This is a genomic window from Variovorax sp. 160MFSha2.1, assembly GCF_048305075.1.
GTDB lineage: Bacteria > Pseudomonadota > Gammaproteobacteria > Burkholderiales > Burkholderiaceae_C > Variovorax > Variovorax guangxiensis.
The window spans coordinates 5,661,765-5,680,850 of sequence record NZ_CP157624.1 but is presented as its reverse complement, the minus strand read 5'-3'; the positions used below and the strand labels follow the sequence as shown (position 1 = coordinate 5,680,850).

Here is a 19,086-nt window from a genome sequence, read left to right as displayed (position 1 = left end):
ATGGATGCGCCACCTCCCACGACCTCCTCGCCCAGCCTGCTGCGCCACACCCGCTTCGACGACGCGCAGGCCATCTTCTCGGGCACGCTCTTCGTCGCCATCGCGATGATGCTGTTCGGCCAGGCAGGCCTGCTCACCGGCGGCACGGCCGGCATCGCGTTCCTGCTGCATTACGCCACCGGCGCGAGCTTCGGCAAGCTGTTCTTCCTGGTCAACCTGCCGTTCTACTGGTTCGCCTGGCACCACATGGGCCGGGCGTTCACGCTCAAGACCTTCTCGGCCATCGCGCTGCTCTCGGTGATGACCGACCTGGCGCCGCGCTACCTGTCGATCGGTTCGCTGCACCCGGCCTTCGCGGCCGTGCTCGGCGGCCTGATGCTGGGCACCGGCTGCCTGTTCCTCGCCCGCCATCGCGCCAGCCTGGGCGGCGCGACGGTGCTCACGCTCTACCTGCAGGAAAAGCGCGGCTGGCCCGCCGGCAAGGTGCAGATCGGCATCGACTGCACCGTAGTGCTGCTGGCGCTGTTCGTGATCCCGCCGCAGCGGGTGGGTTGGTCGGTGCTGGCCGCGGTGGTGATGGGACTCTTCCTCTGGATCAACCACAAGCCCGGGCGCTATGCCGCGACCTGAGGTGCCTCGCTAGCGGCCGGGCGGCGAGGGCCAGGGGCGCTGCGGTTCGCGGATCTGCTCGAAGGCGCGCGACACGCGCAGTACGCCGAGATCATCGAAGCGCTGGCCGGCGATCTGCAGCCCGATCGGCAGGCCCGCAGCCGAGTACCCGCAGTTCACCGAGGCCGCAGGCTGCTCCGACATGTTGAACGGCACGGTGAACCCGATGTGCTCCAGCGGCCGCAGCGGGTCGTTGGTGGGCGAGGGCGCCTCGGCCGCCGCCGGCATGTTGGGCGACACGGGCGAGATCACGTAGTCGAAGCGCGCGCAGGCGCTCACGGCGGCCACCCGCGTCGCATGGAACTGGCTGAAGCCGCGGAACACATGCTCGCCGCTGAACTCCGCCGCGCTCTCGGCCCATTCGCGGATGTAGGGCAGCACCTTCGAGCGCTGGTCGGCGCGCAGGCTCTTCATGTCCACCAGCGAGCGCATGCGCCAGAAGTGGTCCATGCCGTCGAGCATGGCCTGCGACATGAAGGGTCGCATCGGCTCGATGACGGCGCCGGCCTTCTCCAGCAGGCGCGCCGCCTGCTCGACCGCCGCCTGAATCTCGGGCTCCACCGCCAGGCCGCAGCCCGCATCGAGCAGCAGCCCGAAGCGCAGGCCGCGCAGATGGTCGGGCGCAACGTCGAAGCTCGCCCAGGCCATGTCCTGCGGCGGCAAGCTCATGCTGTCGCGTGCGTCGGGTTTGGACAGCACCTGCATCAGCAGCGCGGCGTCGCCCACGGCGCGGGTCATCGGCCCTGCGGCGCGGCCCATGTAGGGCGGGTCGATGGGAACGCGCCCCAGGCTGGGCTTGAGCGTGAAGATGCCGCACCAGCTCGCGGGCAGGCGCAGCGAGCCGCCGATGTCTGTGCCCAGGTGCAGGGGGCCGTAGCCCGCCGCTGTGGCAGCTGCGGCACCCGCGCTGGAGCCGCCCGGTGTCAGGCTCAGGTCCCACGGATTGCGCGCCAGCGTGTGGAAGCTCGACAGCCCCGAAGACAACATGCCGTAGTCCGGCATCGTGGTCTTGCTCACGATCACCGCGCCGGCTTCCTTCAGGCGCGCGGCAGGCGGTGCATCCGCAGCCGCGGGCTTCAGGTCGACGGCGGCGGTGCCTGCGGGCATCGGGTCGCCGCGCGTCGCGATGTTTTCCTTGATGGTGGCCGGCACGCCATCCAGCGGCCCGCGCGCGTCGCCGCGCAGCCAGCGCGCCTCCGAGGCCCGCGCCTGTTCGAGCGCAGCCTCGGGCCTGAAGAGCCAGGTGGCCTGCAGGTGGGGCTCCCAGCGCTCCACCTGCGCGATCACGGCCTGCGTGACCTCGACCGGCGAGAGCTTGCGGTCGCGGTAGGCGGCGGCAAGCTCCTGCGCGGAAAGACTGCTCAGCAAGGCGACATCGGACATTGCGTCACTCACTCAAGCTCCGCATTCATCATGATTCACAGCGCACGAGACGCCCACGGCCCCTTCGGGGAACACCGTGGAACCGGCTTTGCCGGGCCACTGGTGTTGCCCCCGGTAGGGGGTTGGCGAAGCGACACGAAGCGCGCGAAGCCTGGGGGCGAGCCTCATCACCCCCACGAGAGCGCGGAGAGATCGTTCACGAAGATGGGGTTCTCTTTCCAGATGCCCTTCACGCTCTTCTTCGCGACCGTCGGGAACTGCGGCTGGTACAGGAAGCCGTTGGCCGCGTCGGTGGCCAGCATCTTCTGCGCGTCGCCCAGCAGCTTGTTGCGCTCGGTGGCGTTGGCGGTGGTCTTGATCTTGTCGAACAGCGCGTCGAAGGCCTTCGACTGGTAGCCCCAGTAGTAGTCGGCCTTGGCGTAGTTGCCCAGGTCGAAGGGCTCCACATGCGACACGATCGACAGGTCGTAGTCCTTGTTGCCGTAGGTGCCGCTGAGCCACTGCGCCCACTCGACGTTCTGAACCTTCACCACGATGCCGATCTTGGCCAGCTGCGCCACGATCACCTCGCCGCCCTGGCGTGCGTAGGGCGGCGGGGGCAGCGTCATCTTCAGCTCGAGCGGCGTCTTCACGCCGGCCTCGGCCAGCAGCTTCTTGGCCTTCTCGACGTCGAAGGGGTTGATGCCGGTGGTGTCGACATAGCCCGCCGCGCCCGGCACGTAGTGGCTGCCGATAGGCACGCCGAAGCCGTCGGCAGCGCCCTCGATGACGGCCTTGCGGTCTATGGCCGCGAGGATGGCGCGGCGCACGCGCACGTCGTCCAGCGGCTTCTTCCTGTTGTTGATCGACAGGATGGTCTTGGCGCGAGAACCGGCCAGGATCACCTGGAACTGCGGATTCATCTTGAACTGCTGCACCACGCGCGTGCCGATGCGCGGGAACACGTCGATGTCGCCCGAGAGCATGGCCGCGGCCTGCGCGGCCGTGTCGGAGATGAAGCGGAAAGTGACCTTGTTGATCTTCGCGGTGGCGGGGCTGCGAAAGCCTTCCCACTTGCTCAGCGTGATCGACGACCCCTTGGCCCAGTTGTCGAGCTTGTAGGGGCCGGTGCCCACCGGCTTGGTGGCGTTGCCCTCGGCGCTCTTGGGCTCGACGATCACTGCCGTGGCCTGGCCCAGCACGAAGGGCAGGTCGGGGTCGATCTCCTTGTTGATGATGACCACCGTGTAGTCGTCGACCACCTGCGTGCTCAGGTTGGCGAAGGTGCGCTTGTCCTTGTTGGTGCTCTTCTCGCTGCCGGCGCGGTCGAACGAGAACTTGACGGCCGCCGCGTTGAAGGGCTCGCCGTTCTGGTACTTCACGCCGCGCTTCAGCTTGAAGGTGTAGGTCTTGAGGTCGGGGGAGATCTCCCAGCTCTCGGCCAGCAGCGGGGTGACGCTGCCGTCGGAGTTGATCTTGGTGAGCGTCTCCAGGATGTTGTACTGCACCACTTCGGCGATGGCGGCCGCCGCGCCCGTGGTCGGGTCGAGCCCCGGCGGCTCGAGCGCCATGCCGATCACGATGGCGTCCTTCCTGCCCTGCGCCATGCCGGCGAGCGGGCTGGCCAGCGCCACGGTGGCGCCGGCGGTGGTAAGGAGGGTGCGACGGTTCAACATACGTGTGATCTCCGGAAAAACATGCCAGGTTCGAAGGGCGGATGACTGCTGCGGCGCACGCCGTGCCCCGAAGGGAGGCGCGGCGCCGCGAAAGACACGGCAAGCAGCACGAAGGATGCCACCTGCGCGAGCGGTCATTTTGATGCAGAGGGCACGCCGGTGCGCGGCCCTCGGGCCGGTTTTTCCTCGGGACGTTCCCGTATGCGGGGGCCCCGGCCGGGCTCGGACCCGGTGACTCAGGCCCAGGACAGTGCCGCGATGTCGTTCACGAAGATCGGCGTGTCCTTCCACAGCCCGCGCAGGTTGCGCGCTGCCACGGTGATGAACTGCGGCTGGTACAGGAACACGTTGGCCGCGTCCTCCGCCAGCAGCCGCTGGGCGTCGCCCAGGTAGCGCTGGCGGTCGGCGGGGCGCGCCGCATTGCGGGCCTTCTCGAAGACCTCGTTGAACTTCGCCGACTGGTAGCCCCAGTAGTAGTCGGGCTTGGTGTAGTTGACGAGGTCGAAGGGCTCGACGTGCAGGATCAGCGAGAGGTCGTAGTTCTTGTTGCCGTAGGTGCCGCTGATCCACTGCGCCCATTCGACGTTCTGGATCTTCGCGACGATCCCCACCTTGGCGAGCTGCGCGGCGATGAGTTCGCCGCCCTGGCGCGCGTAGGGCGGTGGAGGCAGCACCAGTTCGAGTTCGAGCGGTGTCTTCACGCCGGCCTCGGCCAGCAGCTTCTTCGCCTTCTCCACGTCGTAGTCGTTGATGCCCGTGGTGTCGACGTAGCCCGGCGCGCCCGGCACGTAGTGGCTGCCGATGGGCACGCCCCGGCCGTCGGCCGCGGCTTCGATCACCGCCTTGCGGTCGATGGCCGCCGAGATGGCGCGGCGAACGCGCACGTCGTCCAGCGGCTTGCGCCTGTTGTTGATGGCGAGGATGGTCTTGCCGCGCGATGCGTTGAACACCACCTGGAAGCGCTTGTCGTTCTGGAACTGCGGCAGGCTGCGCGACACCGAGGCATGCGGGAACAGGTCGACGTCGCCCGAGAGCAGCGCCGTGGTCTGCGCGGCCGGTTCGGAGATGAAGCGGAAGCTGGCCTTGCGGATCTGCACCGTGTCGGCGCCGCGCCAGCCGTCCCACTTGGCGAGCACGATGCTCGAACCCTTGGCCCAGTTGTCGAGCCTGTAGGGGCCGGTGCCGACAGGCCTGGTGGCGTTGGTCTCCGCTGTCTTGGGCTCGACGATGATGGCCGAGGCCTGCCCGAGGAGGAACAGCAGGTCGGGCTCGATCTCCTTGGTGATCAGCACCACCGTGTGATCGTCGACTACCTGCGTCGCGATGTTGGTGAAGGTGCGCTTGTCCTTGTTGGTGCTGTTGGCGGCGGCCGCGCGGTCGAACGAGAACTTCACGCTCTGCGCGTTGAAGGGCTCGCCGTTCTGGAACCTCACGCCGCGCCGCAGCTTGAAGGTGAGCGTCTTCAGGTCGGGCGAGACTTCCCAGCTCTCGGCCAGGAGCGACGTGACGCTGCCGTCGGAGTTGATCTTGGTGAGGGTTTCAAAGACGGTGTAGAGCACCACTTCTGCAATCTCCGCGCCGGCCTTGGCCGTGGGGTCCAACCCCGTGGGCTCCAGCGTGAGGCCGATGACCAGCGCATCCTTCTTTTTCTGTGCCAGCGCGAGGGTCGGCAGTGTCAGCGGGGTCAGGGCTGCGGCGCCGGTGGCGAGCAGGGTGCGTCGTTTGAGCATGGAGCGGTGTCCTCGAAACAGGGGCAGGCATCATCCGCGACGGCGCGCGCGTGCGCAACCAGATGCTTATGACCCACTCATCCTAGGGAGGCGGGACGACGCTTCGATGTCAGCCGGGCAGCAGCGTGCCGCCGGCAGGCGTGCGCGGCACGGCGTCGAGCAGCGTGCGCGTGTATTCGTGCTGCGCGTGCTGGAAGAGTTCGGCAGGCGCTCCCTGCTCCACGATGCGGCCCTTGAAGACCACGCACACGTTGTCGCAGAGGTGGTTGACCACCGCGAGGTCATGGCTGATGAGCAGGTAGCTGATGCCGAACTGCTGCTGAAGGTCCTGCATGAGGTTGAGCACCTGCGCCTGCACCGACACGTCGAGCGCGCTCACGGGTTCGTCGGCCACGATGAGCTTGGGGCGCGTGATGAGGGCGCGTGCGATGGCGATGCGCTGGCGCTGCCCACCCGAGAACTCGTGCGGGTACTTGTCGAGGTCGGTGGCGCGCAGGCCCACGGCGGCGAGTGTTTCGGCGGCGCGTTCGCGCTGCTCGGCGCGAGTGGTGGCCGCGAGCGCTTCGAGCGGCTCGGCGACGATGCGCGCGACCGTCTGGCGCGGATCGAGCGAGCCGTACGGGTCCTGGAACACCATCTGGAAGTCGCGGCGCGCCACGCGCAGCTCTTCCTTGGAGAGCGCGTGCAGATTGCGGCCTTCGAGCGAGACGGTGCCCGAGGTCGGAGTGTCGAGTGCCATCACCAGACGCGCGATGGTCGACTTGCCCGAGCCCGATTCGCCGACGATGCCCACGCTTTGGCCGGCCTGCACTTCGAAGCTCACGCCGTTGAGCGCCTTCACGGTCGGCGGCGGGCCGAAGAGCTTCTCGCGCGGCAGCGCGTAGTGGCGGACGAGGTCGGTGACCCGCAGCAGCGGCGAAGAAGCGGCGGCGGTCGCGCTCATGGTGCGATGGCTCCTTCAGCGGCGATCTCTTCGAGGCGGATGCAGCGCACCGCATGGTCCTGCGGCAGCATCGTGGCCGGCGGCCGCGTGGTCATGCAGGCGTCGACGGTGTAGCTGCACCGTCCCGCGAAGGGGCAGCCCTTGGGCAGGTCGACCAGCTCGGGCACGCTGCCCTTGATGGTGGCCAGCCGCACGCCGCGCGGCGCGCCGATGACGGGGCGCGCGGCGAACAGGCCTTGCGTGTACGGGTGGGCGCGCCGGGCGAACACGGCTTCGGTCGGCCCGCTCTCGACCACGCTGCCGCCATACATCACGAGCATCTTCGAGACCGTCTGCGCGATCACGCCGAGGTCGTGCGAGATCAGGATCAGCGCCATGCCGCGCTCGGCCACGAGGCTCTTGATCAACTCGAGGATCTGCTTCTGGATGGTCACGTCGAGCGCGGTGGTGGGCTCGTCGGCGATCAACAGGTCGGGCCCGCACGCGAGCGCCATGGCGATACCGATGCGCTGCCGCTGGCCGCCGGAGAACTGGTGCGGATACGCGTCGAGGCGCGAAGCCGCATCCGGAATGCCCACGCGCTCCAGCAGCGCGAGCACCTCCTTGCGCGCGTCGGCCTTCGAGAGCCCGCGATGCAGCCGCAGCGGCTCGCCGACCTGGCGCGCGATGGTGTGTACCGGGTTCAGCGCCGTCATCGGCTCCTGGAAGATCATGCCGATGCGGTTGCCGCGGATCTCGCACATCCGCTTCTCGGGCAACCCGACGAGCTCGGTGCCGTCGAAGCGGATGCTGCCGCCGACCTTCGCGGTGGAGGGCAGCAGGCCCATGAGCGACATCACCGTGATCGACTTGCCGCAGCCCGATTCGCCGACGATGCCCAGGGTTTCGCCGCGTTCCAGCGAGAAACCGATGCCGCGCACCGCCTCCGCGGGGCCGCGTTGCGTCTGCAGGCCGATGTGGAGGTCCTTGACTTCGAGCAGGGGCATCTTGCTTACCTTGCTCTCGCCAGGCGCGGATCGAGCAGGTCGCGCAGACCGTCGCCGAGCAGGTTCAGGCCCAGCACCGCGAAGGCGATGGCCATGCCGGGGAACACCGCGAGCAGAGGCGCCTGGAACATCATCGTCTGCGCTTCGCTGAGCATGCGGCCCCAAGAAGGCTGCGGCGGCTGCGTGCCGAGTCCGAGATAGGAGAGGGCGGCCTCGGCCAGGATCGCAATGGCGAAGCGGATGGTGATCTGCACGATCAGCACCGCCGAGATGTTCGGCAGCACGTGCTGCATGGTGATCGCGAAGCTGCCCTTGCCGCAGGCGCGTGCGGCGGCCACGTATTCGCGCGACCAGATGGCGTTGGCCGATGCGCGCGTGATGCGCGCGAAGGTCGGGATGTTGTAGATGCCGATCGCGATGATCGCGTTGACGATGCCCGCGCCGAACACGGCCGTCATCATGATGGCCGAGAGGATCGCGGGGAAAGCCAGCGAGAAGTCGGTGAGCCGCATGATGGCTTCTTCCACCCAGCCGCGCTTCGCTGCCGCGAGCAGGCCCAGCGCGGTGCCGACCACGAGGCCGATGCCGACCGCGATCACGCCCACGAGGATGGACGCGCGCGCGCCCACGAGCAGCAACGAGGCCACGTCGCGTCCGTAGGTGTCGGTGCCCAGCCAGTGCGAACCCGTCGGCGGCTTCAGCTTGCTGGCCATGTCCATCTCGTAGGGCGACCATGGCGTCCACACCAGCGAGACGGCCGCGGCCAGCAGCAGGAGCAGCGTGAGCGCGCCGCCGATGACGAAGCTGCGGTGATGCAATGCGCGGCGCCAGAAGCCCGGCACCTTGAGCGCGGCGGCGTTGGGAACTGCTGCTGTGCTCATATGTCGCTGGCCTTGATGCGCGGGTCGATGACGGCATAGAGCACGTCGACCACGAAGTTCACGATGACCACCATGGCCGCCAGCAGCATCACGCAGTTGCGCACCACGATCAGGTCGCGGTTGCTGATGGCCTGGAAGATCAGCCGCCCCAGGCCGGGAAGATAGAACACGTTCTCCACCACGATGGTGCCGGCCAAGAGCTCCGAGAACTGCATGCCCATGACCGTGATGACGGGGATCATCGCGTTGCGCAGCACATGAGTCCAAAGCACCATGCGCTGCGACACGCCCTTGGCGCGTGCGGTGCGAACGAAGTCTTCGCGCATCACTTCCAGCACTGCCGAGCGCGTGATGCGCGCGAGGATCGCCGCCTGGACCACAGCCAGCGAAAGGGCAGGCAGCAGCAGCGACTTGATGCCGGCAAAGATACCTTCGCCCCATCCCTCGAAGCCGCCAGCGGAGAACCACTGCAGCTGCACCGAGAACACCAGGATCAGCAGGATGGCGAACCAGAAGTTCGGAATGGCGATGCCGACCTGGGCCATGCCCATGAGGCCGACGTCGCCGAGCTTGTTGTGGCGGGCCGCGGCGGTCACGCCCACGAGCAGGGCGATCACGACGGTGAGCGCCATGGCGAGCACGGCCAGGGGCACGGTGAGCGCGAGGCGTTCGAGGATGAGATCGAGCACGGGCGAGCTGTAGGCGTAGCTGTCGCCGAGGCTGCCGGTGAGCAGGCCGCCGATCCAGTGCCAGTAGCGCGTCCACGCGGGCTGATCGAGGCCGAGCTTGGTGGCCAGGGCGGCCACGGCCTCGGGGGAGGCGTCGGGGCCCATGAGCATCTGCGCGGCGTTGCCGGGCAGGATCTCGAGCACGAGGAAGACGATGACCGAGGCGCCGATCAGGGTGCCGATCAGCGTGGCGAGGCGCTTGACTAGGAACAGACTCATGGGGCGGGGCGCAGCATAACTGACTCCCGCAACAAATGTGCCGCGAATGTGGCCTTTGTCATTCACCGGCTGCCGGCCCGGCCCGAGCCGCGATAATCGGGGCCATGGCCCTCATGATCACCGACGAATGCATCAATTGCGATGTCTGCGAGCCCGAGTGCCCGAACGACGCGATCTACATGGGCGAGGCGTTCTACGAGATCGATCCGCACAAGTGCACCGAGTGCGTGGGCCATTTCGATGAGCCGCAGTGCGTGCAGATCTGCCCCGTGGCCTGTATTCCCGTGAACCCCGAGCATGTGGAAAGCCGCGAGACGCTGATGCAGAAATACCAGCGTCTCACGGCGATCAAGGTGACTGCAGCGGCAGCTTCGTCCGGCGCTTAATCGGCCGATTTCCGTTTCTTTTTCTTGCGCTCCGGTGCGTCAGCGCCTGGGCTGCTGCTGAAGCTCAGGCTCGATTTGCGGGGCGCATTGGCTTCCTTGCGAGCGCGGTCGCGCTCCCTCTGCTCGGCCATGGCGAGCCGCCTTTCCGCCAGGGCCGCGCTTCTTGCCTCCCGCGCGGCGCGCTGGTCGCGGTCATGAGCGGCCTTTTCCAGCGACAGGCGGTTGCGCTCCATGCGGTCGGCCTGGGTCTGGGCGCTGCGGGTGCCGGCATCGGCGGCGCGGCGGTCTTCGTCGCTGCGGCGGTCGTCCACCTTCACCGTCCTGCCGCCTTCACAGGGCTGGTCGGAATATGTGTTGCCGCAGCGCCAGGTGTTCGCCCCTTGGGCGGCAGCGCCTGCGGAGCAGATGCCGATTGCTATTGAAAAGATAGCGATTGCGGTTTTCGAAACCGTCTTTCCGTTCTTCTCTTTTTTTTCGCTCATTTTTTATTTCTCTCCCTCCTGCACTTCAATGGCCGGCTAGGTGGCGGCAGGCGTGCCCCCTTCGCCGGGCTCCCTCCGCGGCGGCTTGGGCCGGGGCGGTTTGCTCGTGTGAATGACCAGGGTCGCCTTTTCCATCTCGCCTGCCACCAGCGCGGGAATCGCGTGCAGCGTGCGGGTGATGGCGTCCTCGATCGCTTCGCGCTGTTCCTTGAGTGGCTTCTTGAGCACCCAGTTGACGACCTCCGACTTCACGCCGGGGTGGCCTATGCCCAGGCGCAGCCGCCAGTAGTCGCCGGTGCCCAGTTGCGCGTGGATGTCGCGCAGTCCGTTGTGGCCGGCATGGCTGCCGCCGAACTTGAGCTTGACCTGGCCAGGGACCACGTCAAGCTCGTCGTGCACCACGAGGATTTCTTCCGGCGCGATCTTGAAGAAGCGCGCCAAGGCGGCCACCGATTTGCCCGACAGGTTCATGAAGGTCTGCGGCTCCAGCAGCCAGATGCTCTGGCCGCCGATGCTCGTGCGCGCGGCGAGGCCGTGGTAGCTGCGCTCGGGCACGAGGTTGAGCTTCCATTCACGCGCGAGGGCGTCGATCCACCAGAAGCCGGCGTTGTGCCGCGTGGCTTCGTACTCGGGGCCCGGGTTTCCGAGGCCGACAAACAGCTTGATCATGGTCGTGGATTATCCGGTCGCCGTAAAAGCAAAAAGGCCCGCACGAGGCGGGCCTTCATCGGGAAGCAACGAGTGCGAAGAAGCGGATTACTTCTTGGCAGGTGCCTTGGCAGCGGGCGTCTTGGCCGCGGCCTTACCACCCTTGCCTGCCGGAGCGGCTGCTGCGTCGGCAGCTGCTGCGCCTTCGGCGGGAGCTTCTTCTTCGGCAGCCGGGGTCACGGCCGAAGCCAGCACCGGGTTGGCCTTGCCGTGGCTGACCCACTTCACGCCGCGGGGCAGCTTGATGTCCTTCAGCGTGACGGTGCCGTTCTTCTTCAGGCCCGACAGGTCGACTTCGATGAACTCGGGCAGGTCGGTCGGCAGGCAGTTCACTTCCAGTTCGGTCGTGACGTGGTTGACCAGGTTGTGGTCGAGCTTGACGGCGTCGGACTCTTCCTCGCCCTTGAAGTGCACGGGCACCTTCAGGGTCATGCGGGTCTTGGCGTCCACGCGCTGGAAGTCGATGTGCTGCACCAGCTGGCGGAAGGGGTGGTATTGCACGTCACGCAGCAGAACCTTGCTGACGTTGCCGCCCAGTTCCATCTCGAGAACGCTGGAGTGGAAGGCTTCCTTCTTCAGGGCGTGCCACAGTGCGTTGTGATCGAGCTCGATCAGTTGGGGCTCGGCGCCACCGCCGTAGACGATGCCGGGGGTCTTGCCCGTGATGCGGAGACGGCGGCTCGCACCCGTGCCCTGCTTTGCGCGCTCAAAAGCGACGAATTTCATAACTAGCTCCTGTAAGAGTCCACCGCGACCAGTGCGACTCCGGTTCAAAAAGGCTTCAGGGGTGAAGCCCGCTCTTTGCCCAGGTCAGAACAGGTTGTCCTGATCCGAGAACAAACTCATCACCGACTCGCCCTTGGCAATGCGCTGGATCGTTTCGGCGATCAGCGGTGCCACGGAGAGCTGGCGGATCTTTCCGCAGGCATTGGCGCCGTCGGAGAGGGGGATGGTGTTGGTCACGACCACTTCGTCGAGGGCCGAGCCCTTGGTGATGCGCTCGATGGCCGGGCCCGAGAAGATCGGGTGCGTGCAGTAGGCGTACACGCTCTTGGCGCCGCGCTCCTTGAGCACCTCCGCCGCTTTGACCAGCGTGCCGGCGGTGTCGATCATGTCGTCCATGATCACGCAGTTGCGGCCGTCGATCTCGCCGATCACGTTCATGACTTCGCTGACGTTGGCCTTCGGGCGGCGCTTGTCGATGATGGCGAGGTCGCAGTTCAACTGCTTGGCCAGCGCGCGGGCGCGAACCACGCCGCCGACGTCCGGCGAGACCACGATCAGGTCTTCGTAGTTCTTGGCGCGCAGGTCGCCCAGCAGCACCGGCGAGGCGTAGATGTTGTCGACGGGGATGTCGAAGAAGCCCTGGATCTGGTCTGCGTGCAGGTCCATGGTGAGCACGCGCTCGACGCCGACGGTTTCCAGCAGGTTGGCGACGACCTTCGCCGAGATCGGCACGCGGCTCGAGCGCGGGCGGCGGTCCTGGCGGGCATAGCCGAAGTAGGGGATCACGGCGCTGATACGTTCGGCCGAAGCGCGCTTGAGCGCGTCGACCATGATCAGCAGTTCCATCAGGTTTTCGTTCGTCGGAGCGCAGGTCGACTGCACCACGAACACGTCGCGTGCGCGGACGTTCTGGTTGATCTCGACAGTGACTTCGCCGTCGGAGAAGCGGCCCACGCGGGCAGCGCCCAGCGAGGTGCCGAGGTTGTGCGCGATTTCTGCGGCAAGGCCCGGATTGGCATTGCCGGTGAAAACCATGAAATCAGGGTGATTAGCCTGCATGAGCGCGTCCCGGCAGTGCAAGTGGGCTTAGGAAGCCGCCAAAAGGTTCGTATGCATGGCGGCCGGTGAGCCGCCGATTATTGCAGCGGGTGGGCTGCAAATGAAGACTGCGGCCCTCGGGCCGCAGTCGTGAAGATTTGGCAGGGGAGAAAGGATTCGAACCTTTGCATGCTGGAATCAAAATCCAGTGCCTTAACCAGCTTGGCGACTCCCCTACACGGGTCCACGGCTTTCGCCATCAACCGATATATGTCGCATCGAACCGAACGAACGATCCGATTATCTTCAGGTTGCCCATCCCCAGAGCGGATGAACTTCCAGATTGCTGCATTGACGAACCTGCCAGCCTTCGGGGGCCTCGAGCAGTTCCGCTTCCTGCGGCGATTGCGGCAGCTTCGCGAACACCGAGCTTCCGGAGCCGGTCATCCGGGCCTTCAATCCTTGGGTACCGAGCCATTCGATGGCGTCGGTGACCGCGGGACAAAGTCGCTGGGCAACCGGCTGCAGGTCGTTGTGGCCGAACTCGAAAACCCGGTTTCCCAAGTTTGTCGCTTCCGACGATTCGCTGTCTGCAGCAAAGCCTGAGATTATAGCAACAGGCGTGGCACGTTGAAGGTTCGAATCCGAAAAAATTAATCGGGTATCGAGTCCTTCGGGTGGTTTGACCACCACGAAGCGCGCGGAAGGGAGTGTAACCGGTGTGATTTCCTCCCCGATGCCTTCCACCCACGCGTTGAGCCCGCCGAGGAAGAAAGGCACGTCGGCGCCCAGCTTCAGGCCAATGTGGGCCAGCCGCGACAACGGCAGGTTCAGGCCCCACAGGCGGTTCAGCGCGAGCAGGCAGGTGGCGGCATCCGACGAGCCACCACCCATCCCCGCCTGCGCCGGCACATGCTTGGCGACGCCGATGTGCGCACCCTGGCCTGGCGCGGCGAAGGGCTGCAGCGCACGCGCGGCACGCAGGATCAGGTCGTCCGCCGGCAGTTCCGTCGTCAGATCCTCCCGGCTGAGCTGGCCATCGCGCCGCAGTTCGACGTGCAGCGTGTCACACCAGTCGATCAGCATGAACACCGACTGCAGCAGGTGATACCCGTCGTCGCGCCTGCCGGTGATGTGGAGAAAGAGATTGAGCTTGGCCGGCGCGGGGAGGTCGTAGATCGCCTTCATGGCTGCTCGAACACGATGCGCAGATCGGCCCTCGGACTCGGCGACTCGCGCACCGCCTGCAGCCGTCCGCTGCCGAGCTGCGCGAGATCGGGCTTCCAGCCGAGCACGGGTTCGTTGCGGCCCGCCAGCCAGCCGAAAAGAGCTCCGACCGGAATGGCCGCGCCGGTAGCCGCCTCGATGAGCTCATCGACCGAGTCGAACCGGCGTGTCCGGTTGCCGTCCTTCAGCAGCGCTTCGCCCGGCGCCCAATGCAACTGGGCCAGGGTGCTGCCGATGGGTGTCGTGAGCGTCAGGTCGCCCGCCTCGGCCGAGCCGCGAAGTTCGAACAGTGCCGCGAAGGTCTGCACCGGCTCGCTCTCGATGCGCAGCGACATGCGTCCGCTCCAGCTGTCCGTCGGCTTCGGTGCCGACGAACCGCCGGACAGCTGCGCGCAACCGGTCGCCAGCAAGGCTGCTGCACCGCCGGCCGCGAGAAAAGCGCGACGGCCGCCCTGCACCGGCGCGAATGCCTCTGCCTGCGCCATGTCAGGGCTTCACTCGCAGGCGCTTGAGCGTTTCCTGCAGCGTTTCGTTCTCGGCGTCGCTCAGCAGGGCTTCCTTCCAGATCGTGACCGCGCGGTCCTTCTGGCCGGAGGTCCACAGGACTTCGCCGAAGTGCGCGCCGATCTCGGGGTCGGGCCGCGTCTTGTAGGCCGCCTCGAGGATGCGGATGGCCTCCGCCGTGTTGCCGAGCCGGAATTCGACCCAGCCCAGGCTGTCGGCGATGAACGGGTCTTCCGGCGCCAGCTGCACCGCCTTCTGGATCAGCGTGCGTGCCTCCTCGAGCCTGATCTTGCGATCGGCCAGCGAGTAGCCCAGCGCGTTGTATGCGTTCTGGTTCTCGGGCTTGAGCTCGATGAGGCGGCGCAGCAGGCGCTCCATGTCGTCGAGACGGTTGAGCTTCTCGGCGACCATGGCCTGGTCGTAGACGAGGTCGCCGTCGTCCGGCGATGCCGCCGAAGCCTGGGCGAGCATGTCGTAGGCCGCCTGGTACTGCTTCGCGTCGCGCAGCAGCTGCACTTCGGCGAGGAACTTCTGCTTCTTGTCGTCGGCTGTGCGCTCGGGCAGGCCCCGGATGATCTCGCGTGCCTGCGGCAGCTTGCCCTGGCGCGCCAGCAGCGTCGCGCGGCGGGTCTGCGCGGCCACCAGCTCGTCGGCGCCGTCGATGCGCGAGAGCCAGCGTTCGGCGGCCGCATAGTCCTTGCGCCGCTCGGCCAGCTGCGACAGCGCGAAGTAGGCCTGCGAGATGCCGCGCTTGCGGTCGGTGGCGTCGTCGGCATCCTTGTTGCCGGCGCCGCTCTTCGGATTGCCCGACAGCTCGATGAAGCGCTTGATCGAGGCTTCGGCCGCGGCGTCCTGCCGCGCCTGCATCTGCAGGCTGCCCAGCAGCAGCCAGGGCTCGGCGAGTTCGGGGCGCGAGGTGGTCAGCGTCTGCAGCTGCGCGGAGGCGTCGCTGTAGCGGCGGTTCTCGACCAGCACGCGGGCGTAGGCCACGCGCAGCTCGGCCGAGGCCTTCGGGTTGCTGTTCAGGAAGCGCGTGACGATCGGCTCGGCCAGCGGCTGGCCCGGGTCGATCATCTCGAGCGCCAGCGCGGCGGGGGCTTCGGAGGCCGGGTCGATCTCCTGGCCCTTGCGCGCGGCTTCCAGCGCGCCCGAGGCATCGCCCGCGTTCAGGCGCAGCCGGCCGACCGTGGCCCAGGCAAGCCCGCCGGTGGTGGGGCTCTTCAGCTCGTCGACCAGCGCCTGCTCGACCACCGAGGCGGCCAGCTTCTTGTCCGATGCGCGCGAGTAGTTGCGCGCGATCACGGCCATCAGCAGCGGGCGCTCGATCTGCGAGGTGGCCGCCACCTCGGCGCGCAGCGGCTCGACGGTTTCGCTGATGCGGTTCAGCGCGATCAGGATCTGCAACTCGATGCGGCGCGCGTCGCGCGAATTCGGCAGGGTTTCCTGCCAGGCACGTGCCGCGGCGAGCGCCGCGTCGCCGGAGCGCGACTGCAGCGCGATCTCGACCGCGCGCTGGAACAGCTTGCCGTCGCGCAGCCGGCGGGCCGCATCGAGCACGAGCGCATAGCCGGAGCCGGGGTCGCCGGAACGGGCGGTCATTTCGCCCATCAGGATCTCGTAGAACAGGTCGGCCGTCAGCGCGGACTGCAGCGGCGCGGGTTCGGCTGCTTCCTTGGCTGCGGCCGGTCGCGGCCTGACTATGGGCCTCGTCTGCGCCGGCCGTTCGATGACAGGTGTGGGGCTGAAAGGGGCTGCGGGATCGGAAGATTGCGCATTGACGGCGCAAGCCATCAAGGCGAGAGACGCGGCCGCCGCAAGGCGGTGTCGGCGGGGCGAAAGGTTCATGCAACCATAATAATCCAGCCTTTTGTACGAGCATCGCCGTGGGGCTTCGCCGCCGCGGGCGTTTGCCGAAGATTTACCTTTCATGCCCGAGCTACCCGAAGTCGAAGTCACCCGCCGTGGGTTCGCTGACCGCATCGCAGGCGGGCGCATCGAGGCGGTGCGCATCGGCAAGCCGCTGCGATGGGCGCTGATGGTGCTGCCCGAGGCGCTGGTCGGCCGGCAGGTGCGCGAGGTGCGCCGGCGCGGCAAGTACCTGCTGATCGATCTTGATCGCGGCATCCTGCTGCTGCACCTGGGCATGTCGGGCAGCCTGCGCTTCGATGCCGCGCTGCCGCCGCCCGGACCGCACGATCACTTCGATCTTGTTACCAACCTCGGCACGCTCAGGCTCAACGATCCGCGCCGCTTCGGCGCAGTTGTTTACGTGGAAGACGAGTCCGCCCCGTGGGCGATCAAACTGCTGGGCGGCCTTGGCATGGAGCCGCTGGACGAAGGATTCGACCTCGACGCCTTCCACGCCGGCCTCAAGAAGCGCAAGACGGCGGTCAAGCAGGTGCTGCTGGCGGGCGACGTGGTGGTGGGCGTGGGCAACATCTACGCGTCGGAGGCGCTGTTCCAGGCGGGCATCCGGCCGACGCTGTCGGCGGCGCGCATCAGCCGGCCACGGGCGGCCAGGCTGCATGCGGCGGTGCGCGAGATCCTGGCGCGGGCGGTGGAGAAGGGCGGCAGCACGCTGCGTGATTTCTCCAACATCGACGGGCAGAACGGCTATTTCCAGCTCGAAGCGACCGTCTACGGCCGGGCGGGCGAGCCCTGTCGGGTTTGCGCAACGCCGATCCGGCTGTTGCGCCAGGGGCAGCGCTCCACCTATTACTGCCCCAATTGCCAGAAGTAGGCGCGGGCTCGCGCGATGGAAACAGAAAAATAGAAACAATCTAGAAACGGTGGTGCCCCGCCCGCCGATGTATATTTGTAAATTGTTTCTTACACATTCCCCTTGAGCCGCTCCTTCAATCAACAACTCGATCAGCACGGTGCGTGGCGGAGCAACTTCGCCCACCGGCTGCAGTGGCTGTCCCGCTGGCTGACCGAGAACGAGCTGCTCGACCAGGCGGTGGCGGAGCGCCTGCGCGGGCTGGAAACGCAGATCCGCACCAGCAAGGTCATGGTCGCCTTCGTCGCCGAGTTCTCGCGCGGCAAGTCGGAGCTGATCAACGCCATCTTCTTCGCCGGCTACGGGCGGCGCATCATGCCCGCCAGCGCAGGCCGCACCACGATGTGCCCGACCGAGCTGGGCTACGACGCCGCGATCGCGCCCAAGCTGCGGCTGCTGCCCATCGAGACCCGGCTGGAGCCCCATTCGCTGGCCCACTGGCGCGACAAGCCCACGCGCTGGACCGAGATCGCCATCGACGTGGGCAACGCCGAGCACCTGGCGCAGGCCATGGGCAAGGTGGCCGAGGTGCGCTGGGTAAGCAAGGACGAAGCCCGCACGCTGGGCTTCTGGAACGACGAGACGCCCGACGACAACCCGGTGCAGGACGCCGAAGGCCGCGTCGAGATTCCGCGCTGGCGCCATGCGGTGCTGAACATGCCGCATCCGCTGCTGGAGCAGGGGCTGGTAATTCTGGACACGCCGGGCCTGAACGCGATCGGCGCCGAACCCGAACTGACAGTGAGCCTGATCCCGCAGGCGCACGCGGTGGTCTTCATCCTCGGCGCCGAAACCGGCGTGACCCGCTCCGATCTTTCCATCTGGCGCGAGCACCTGATCACCGAGGACGAAAGCAACGACACGCGCTTCGTGGTGCTCAACAAGATCGACACCATGTGGGACACGCTCAGCACGCCCGCGCAGATCGAGCAGCAGATCGAGCGCCAGCGCGAAGGCGCGGCCCGATTGCTCGAGGTGCCGCTGGCGCAGGTGCTGCCCGTGTCGGCGCAGAAGGGCCTGCAGGCCAAGATCCAGCACGACGGCCAGCTGCTGCAGGCCAGCCGCCTGCCGGCGCTCGAAACGCTGCTGGCCGAAGGCGTTCTGGGCAAGCGCGAAACCATGCTGCGGCTCGCGGTCGATGCGGGCATGACCGCGCTGCGCGCCGAGGCCGAGCGCATCCTGAAGGTGCGCCAGCGCGACCTGGCGGAGCAGGCGCTCGAACTGCAGGGCCTGCGCGGCAAGAACGTTTCGGTGATCCGCCACATGCGCGCGCGCATCGACCAGGAACATGCCGAGTTCGAGGGCAGCAACACGCGCATCCTGGCGCTGCGATCGGTGCAGGGCAAGCTGCTGCGCGAGGTGTATGCCGTGCTCGGGCGCACCGCGCTGAAGGCCGACATGGTGAAGCTGTCGGCCGCGCTCAAGCGCCCCGGCGTCAAGTTCAACGTGCGCAAGGTGTACGCCGAGACCTTCGACTCGCTGCGCAACAACCTGCGCGAGGTGCAGGCGACCACGGCCGAGATCCAGTCGATGCTGCACGCCACCTTCCGCCAGCTCAACGCCGAGCAGGGCTTCACCCTGCAGGCGCCGGCCGAGCCCGACCTCACCGGCTTCGAGCAGGAGCTCGCGCAGATCGAGCGCAGCCACATCCACTACCTGGGCGTGGGCAACCTGCTGAAGCTCGCGCAGGCCGATTTCTGCGACAAGCTGGTGCGCGCGCTCGCCAGCCGGCTGCGGCTGGTGAACGAGGCGGCCATGACCGAGGTCGAGCGCTGGAGCAAGGGCGCGAGCGCGCAGATCGATGCGCAGCTCAAGGAGCGCCGCCGCAACTTCAGCAAGCGCATCGAGGCGATCGAGCGCATCCAGAGCGCGGCGGGCAGCCTCGACGAGCGGCTGGTCGAGCTGGCCGCGCAGGAGAGCAACCTCACCGAACTCCATGTGCAGCTGCGCGAGTTCACTTCGCTGATCGCGCAGCACGGAAAGCCGCAGCCCGCGGCCACCATCGGCGAGCTGCGTGCGGCCTGAGAAAACCGCCTCCACGG

Annotated in this window: 18 protein-coding genes and 1 tRNA gene; 4 read left to right on the top strand and 15 right to left on the bottom strand. The window is 67.2% G+C overall.

Annotated elements, in window-relative coordinates; translation table 11 throughout:
- Positions 1–630: a YitT family protein gene (locus ABL838_RS26115; protein WP_126025530.1), complete on the top strand. Its 630-nt coding sequence runs from the start codon at positions 1–3 to the stop codon at positions 628–630.
- Between the two features lie 9 nt (positions 631–639).
- Here ABL838_RS26115 and ABL838_RS26110 read toward each other — a convergent pair whose 3' ends face one another.
- The 7 genes from ABL838_RS26110 to ABL838_RS26080 all read right to left on the bottom strand — a co-directional run bounded on the left by ABL838_RS26110 (position 640) and on the right by ABL838_RS26080 (position 9,194).
- Positions 640–2,052 carry an amidase gene (locus ABL838_RS26110; protein WP_418122618.1) on the bottom strand — a complete coding sequence of 471 codons (1,413 nt, stop codon included), beginning with the start codon at positions 2,050–2,052 and terminating at the stop codon, positions 640–642.
- A 167-nt stretch (positions 2,053–2,219) separates the two neighbouring features.
- Positions 2,220–3,707, bottom strand: a complete 1,488-nt coding sequence (locus tag ABL838_RS26105) for an ABC transporter substrate-binding protein (protein ID WP_418122616.1) — start codon at positions 3,705–3,707, stop codon at positions 2,220–2,222.
- Positions 3,708–3,943: 236 nt separating this feature from the next.
- Positions 3,944–5,437 carry an ABC transporter substrate-binding protein gene (locus tag ABL838_RS26100; protein ID WP_418122615.1) on the bottom strand — a complete coding sequence of 498 codons (1,494 nt, stop codon included), beginning with the start codon at positions 5,435–5,437 and terminating at the stop codon, positions 3,944–3,946.
- Between the two features lie 109 nt (positions 5,438–5,546).
- On the bottom strand, positions 5,547–6,380 hold the full coding sequence (locus tag ABL838_RS26095) for an ATP-binding cassette domain-containing protein (protein WP_418122613.1): 834 nt from the start codon (positions 6,378–6,380) through the stop codon (positions 5,547–5,549).
- On the bottom strand, positions 6,377–7,366 hold the full coding sequence (locus tag ABL838_RS26090) for an ABC transporter ATP-binding protein (RefSeq protein WP_418122611.1): 990 nt from the start codon (positions 7,364–7,366) through the stop codon (positions 6,377–6,379). The genes ABL838_RS26095 and ABL838_RS26090 overlap by 4 nt, the downstream gene beginning before the upstream one ends.
- 5 nt (positions 7,367–7,371) lie before the next feature.
- A complete protein-coding gene (locus ABL838_RS26085; RefSeq protein ID WP_418122610.1) occupies positions 7,372–8,247 on the bottom strand; it encodes an ABC transporter permease in 876 nt (291 codons plus the stop codon).
- Entirely contained in the window at positions 8,244–9,194 is a 951-nt protein-coding gene (locus ABL838_RS26080; RefSeq protein ID WP_184640660.1) for an ABC transporter permease, read from the bottom strand. The genes ABL838_RS26085 and ABL838_RS26080 overlap by 4 nt, the downstream gene beginning before the upstream one ends.
- A gap of 104 nt (positions 9,195–9,298) precedes the next feature.
- Here ABL838_RS26080 and ABL838_RS26075 point away from each other — a divergent pair, with 104 nt between their 5' ends.
- Positions 9,299–9,580 carry a YfhL family 4Fe-4S dicluster ferredoxin gene (locus ABL838_RS26075; protein ID WP_126025066.1) on the top strand — a complete coding sequence of 94 codons (282 nt, stop codon included), beginning with the start codon at positions 9,299–9,301 and terminating at the stop codon, positions 9,578–9,580.
- On the opposite strand, the gene ABL838_RS26070 is transcribed toward ABL838_RS26075, so the two are convergent.
- The 8 genes from ABL838_RS26070 to ABL838_RS26035 form a co-directional block, all read right to left on the bottom strand.
- Complete coding sequence (locus ABL838_RS26070; protein WP_418122609.1) at positions 9,577–10,062, bottom strand: hypothetical protein; 486 nt, start codon at positions 10,060–10,062, stop codon at positions 9,577–9,579. The two genes, ABL838_RS26075 and ABL838_RS26070, sit on opposite strands and share 4 nt — an antisense overlap.
- 36 nt (positions 10,063–10,098) lie before the next feature.
- Positions 10,099–10,731 (bottom strand): aminoacyl-tRNA hydrolase, encoded by a 633-nt coding sequence (gene pth, locus ABL838_RS26065; protein ID WP_184640656.1) that lies wholly within the window; start codon positions 10,729–10,731, stop codon positions 10,099–10,101.
- An 87-nt stretch (positions 10,732–10,818) separates the two neighbouring features.
- Complete coding sequence (locus ABL838_RS26060; RefSeq protein ID WP_126025063.1) at positions 10,819–11,496, bottom strand: 50S ribosomal protein L25/general stress protein Ctc; 678 nt, start codon at positions 11,494–11,496, stop codon at positions 10,819–10,821.
- A gap of 84 nt (positions 11,497–11,580) precedes the next feature.
- A complete protein-coding gene (locus tag ABL838_RS26055; RefSeq protein ID WP_019656422.1) occupies positions 11,581–12,555 on the bottom strand; it encodes a ribose-phosphate pyrophosphokinase in 975 nt (324 codons plus the stop codon).
- 138 nt (positions 12,556–12,693) lie between these two features.
- A tRNA-Gln gene (locus ABL838_RS26050) sits at positions 12,694–12,770 on the bottom strand.
- Positions 12,771–12,840: 70 nt separating this feature from the next.
- Entirely contained in the window at positions 12,841–13,722 is an 882-nt protein-coding gene (gene ispE, locus ABL838_RS26045) for a 4-(cytidine 5'-diphospho)-2-C-methyl-D-erythritol kinase (protein WP_418122607.1), read from the bottom strand.
- Positions 13,719–14,246: a lipoprotein insertase outer membrane protein LolB gene (locus ABL838_RS26040; RefSeq protein ID WP_418122606.1), complete on the bottom strand. Its 528-nt coding sequence runs from the start codon at positions 14,244–14,246 to the stop codon at positions 13,719–13,721. The genes ispE and ABL838_RS26040 overlap by 4 nt, the downstream gene beginning before the upstream one ends.
- Before the next feature lies 1 nt (position 14,247).
- Positions 14,248–16,110 (bottom strand): tetratricopeptide repeat protein, encoded by a 1,863-nt coding sequence (locus ABL838_RS26035; protein WP_369660911.1) that lies wholly within the window; start codon positions 16,108–16,110, stop codon positions 14,248–14,250.
- 82 nt (positions 16,111–16,192) lie between these two features.
- Between ABL838_RS26035 and mutM the strand changes: the two genes are divergently transcribed.
- The gene (gene mutM, locus ABL838_RS26030) at positions 16,193–17,005 is read left to right on the top strand and encodes a bifunctional DNA-formamidopyrimidine glycosylase/DNA-(apurinic or apyrimidinic site) lyase (RefSeq protein WP_418122605.1); all 813 of its coding nucleotides are present in this window, start codon (positions 16,193–16,195) and stop codon (positions 17,003–17,005) included.
- 102 nt (positions 17,006–17,107) lie between these two features.
- Positions 17,108–19,069 carry a dynamin family protein gene (locus ABL838_RS26025; protein ID WP_126025058.1) on the top strand — a complete coding sequence of 654 codons (1,962 nt, stop codon included), beginning with the start codon at positions 17,108–17,110 and terminating at the stop codon, positions 19,067–19,069.
- The last annotated feature ends 17 nt before the right edge of the window (positions 19,070–19,086 follow it).

Bases quoted from the DNA above. Each gene is read 5' to 3' on its own strand.
- ABL838_RS26115 (WP_126025530.1), top strand. From the start codon at position 1: ATGGATGCGCCACCTCCCACGACCTCCTCGCCCAGCCTGCTGCGCCAC.
- ABL838_RS26110 (WP_418122618.1), bottom strand. From the start codon at position 2,052: ATGTCCGATGTCGCCTTGCTGAGCAGTCTTTCCGCGCAGGAGCTTGCC.
- ABL838_RS26105 (WP_418122616.1), bottom strand. From the start codon at position 3,707: ATGTTGAACCGTCGCACCCTCCTTACCACCGCCGGCGCCACCGTGGCG.
- ABL838_RS26100 (WP_418122615.1), bottom strand. From the start codon at position 5,437: ATGCTCAAACGACGCACCCTGCTCGCCACCGGCGCCGCAGCCCTGACC.
- ABL838_RS26095 (WP_418122613.1), bottom strand. From the start codon at position 6,380: ATGAGCGCGACCGCCGCCGCTTCTTCGCCGCTGCTGCGGGTCACCGAC.
- ABL838_RS26090 (WP_418122611.1), bottom strand. From the start codon at position 7,366: ATGCCCCTGCTCGAAGTCAAGGACCTCCACATCGGCCTGCAGACGCAA.
- ABL838_RS26085 (WP_418122610.1), bottom strand. From the start codon at position 8,247: ATGAGCACAGCAGCAGTTCCCAACGCCGCCGCGCTCAAGGTGCCGGGC.
- ABL838_RS26080 (WP_184640660.1), bottom strand. From the start codon at position 9,194: ATGAGTCTGTTCCTAGTCAAGCGCCTCGCCACGCTGATCGGCACCCTG.
- ABL838_RS26075 (WP_126025066.1), top strand. From the start codon at position 9,299: ATGGCCCTCATGATCACCGACGAATGCATCAATTGCGATGTCTGCGAG.
- ABL838_RS26070 (WP_418122609.1), bottom strand. From the start codon at position 10,062: ATGAGCGAAAAAAAAGAGAAGAACGGAAAGACGGTTTCGAAAACCGCA.
- pth (WP_184640656.1), bottom strand. From the start codon at position 10,731: ATGATCAAGCTGTTTGTCGGCCTCGGAAACCCGGGCCCCGAGTACGAA.
- ABL838_RS26060 (WP_126025063.1), bottom strand. From the start codon at position 11,496: ATGAAATTCGTCGCTTTTGAGCGCGCAAAGCAGGGCACGGGTGCGAGC.
- ABL838_RS26055 (WP_019656422.1), bottom strand. From the start codon at position 12,555: ATGCAGGCTAATCACCCTGATTTCATGGTTTTCACCGGCAATGCCAAT.
- ispE (WP_418122607.1), bottom strand. From the start codon at position 13,722: ATGAAGGCGATCTACGACCTCCCCGCGCCGGCCAAGCTCAATCTCTTT.
- ABL838_RS26040 (WP_418122606.1), bottom strand. From the start codon at position 14,246: ATGGCGCAGGCAGAGGCATTCGCGCCGGTGCAGGGCGGCCGTCGCGCT.
- ABL838_RS26035 (WP_369660911.1), bottom strand. From the start codon at position 16,110: ATGAACCTTTCGCCCCGCCGACACCGCCTTGCGGCGGCCGCGTCTCTC.
- mutM (WP_418122605.1), top strand. From the start codon at position 16,193: ATGCCCGAGCTACCCGAAGTCGAAGTCACCCGCCGTGGGTTCGCTGAC.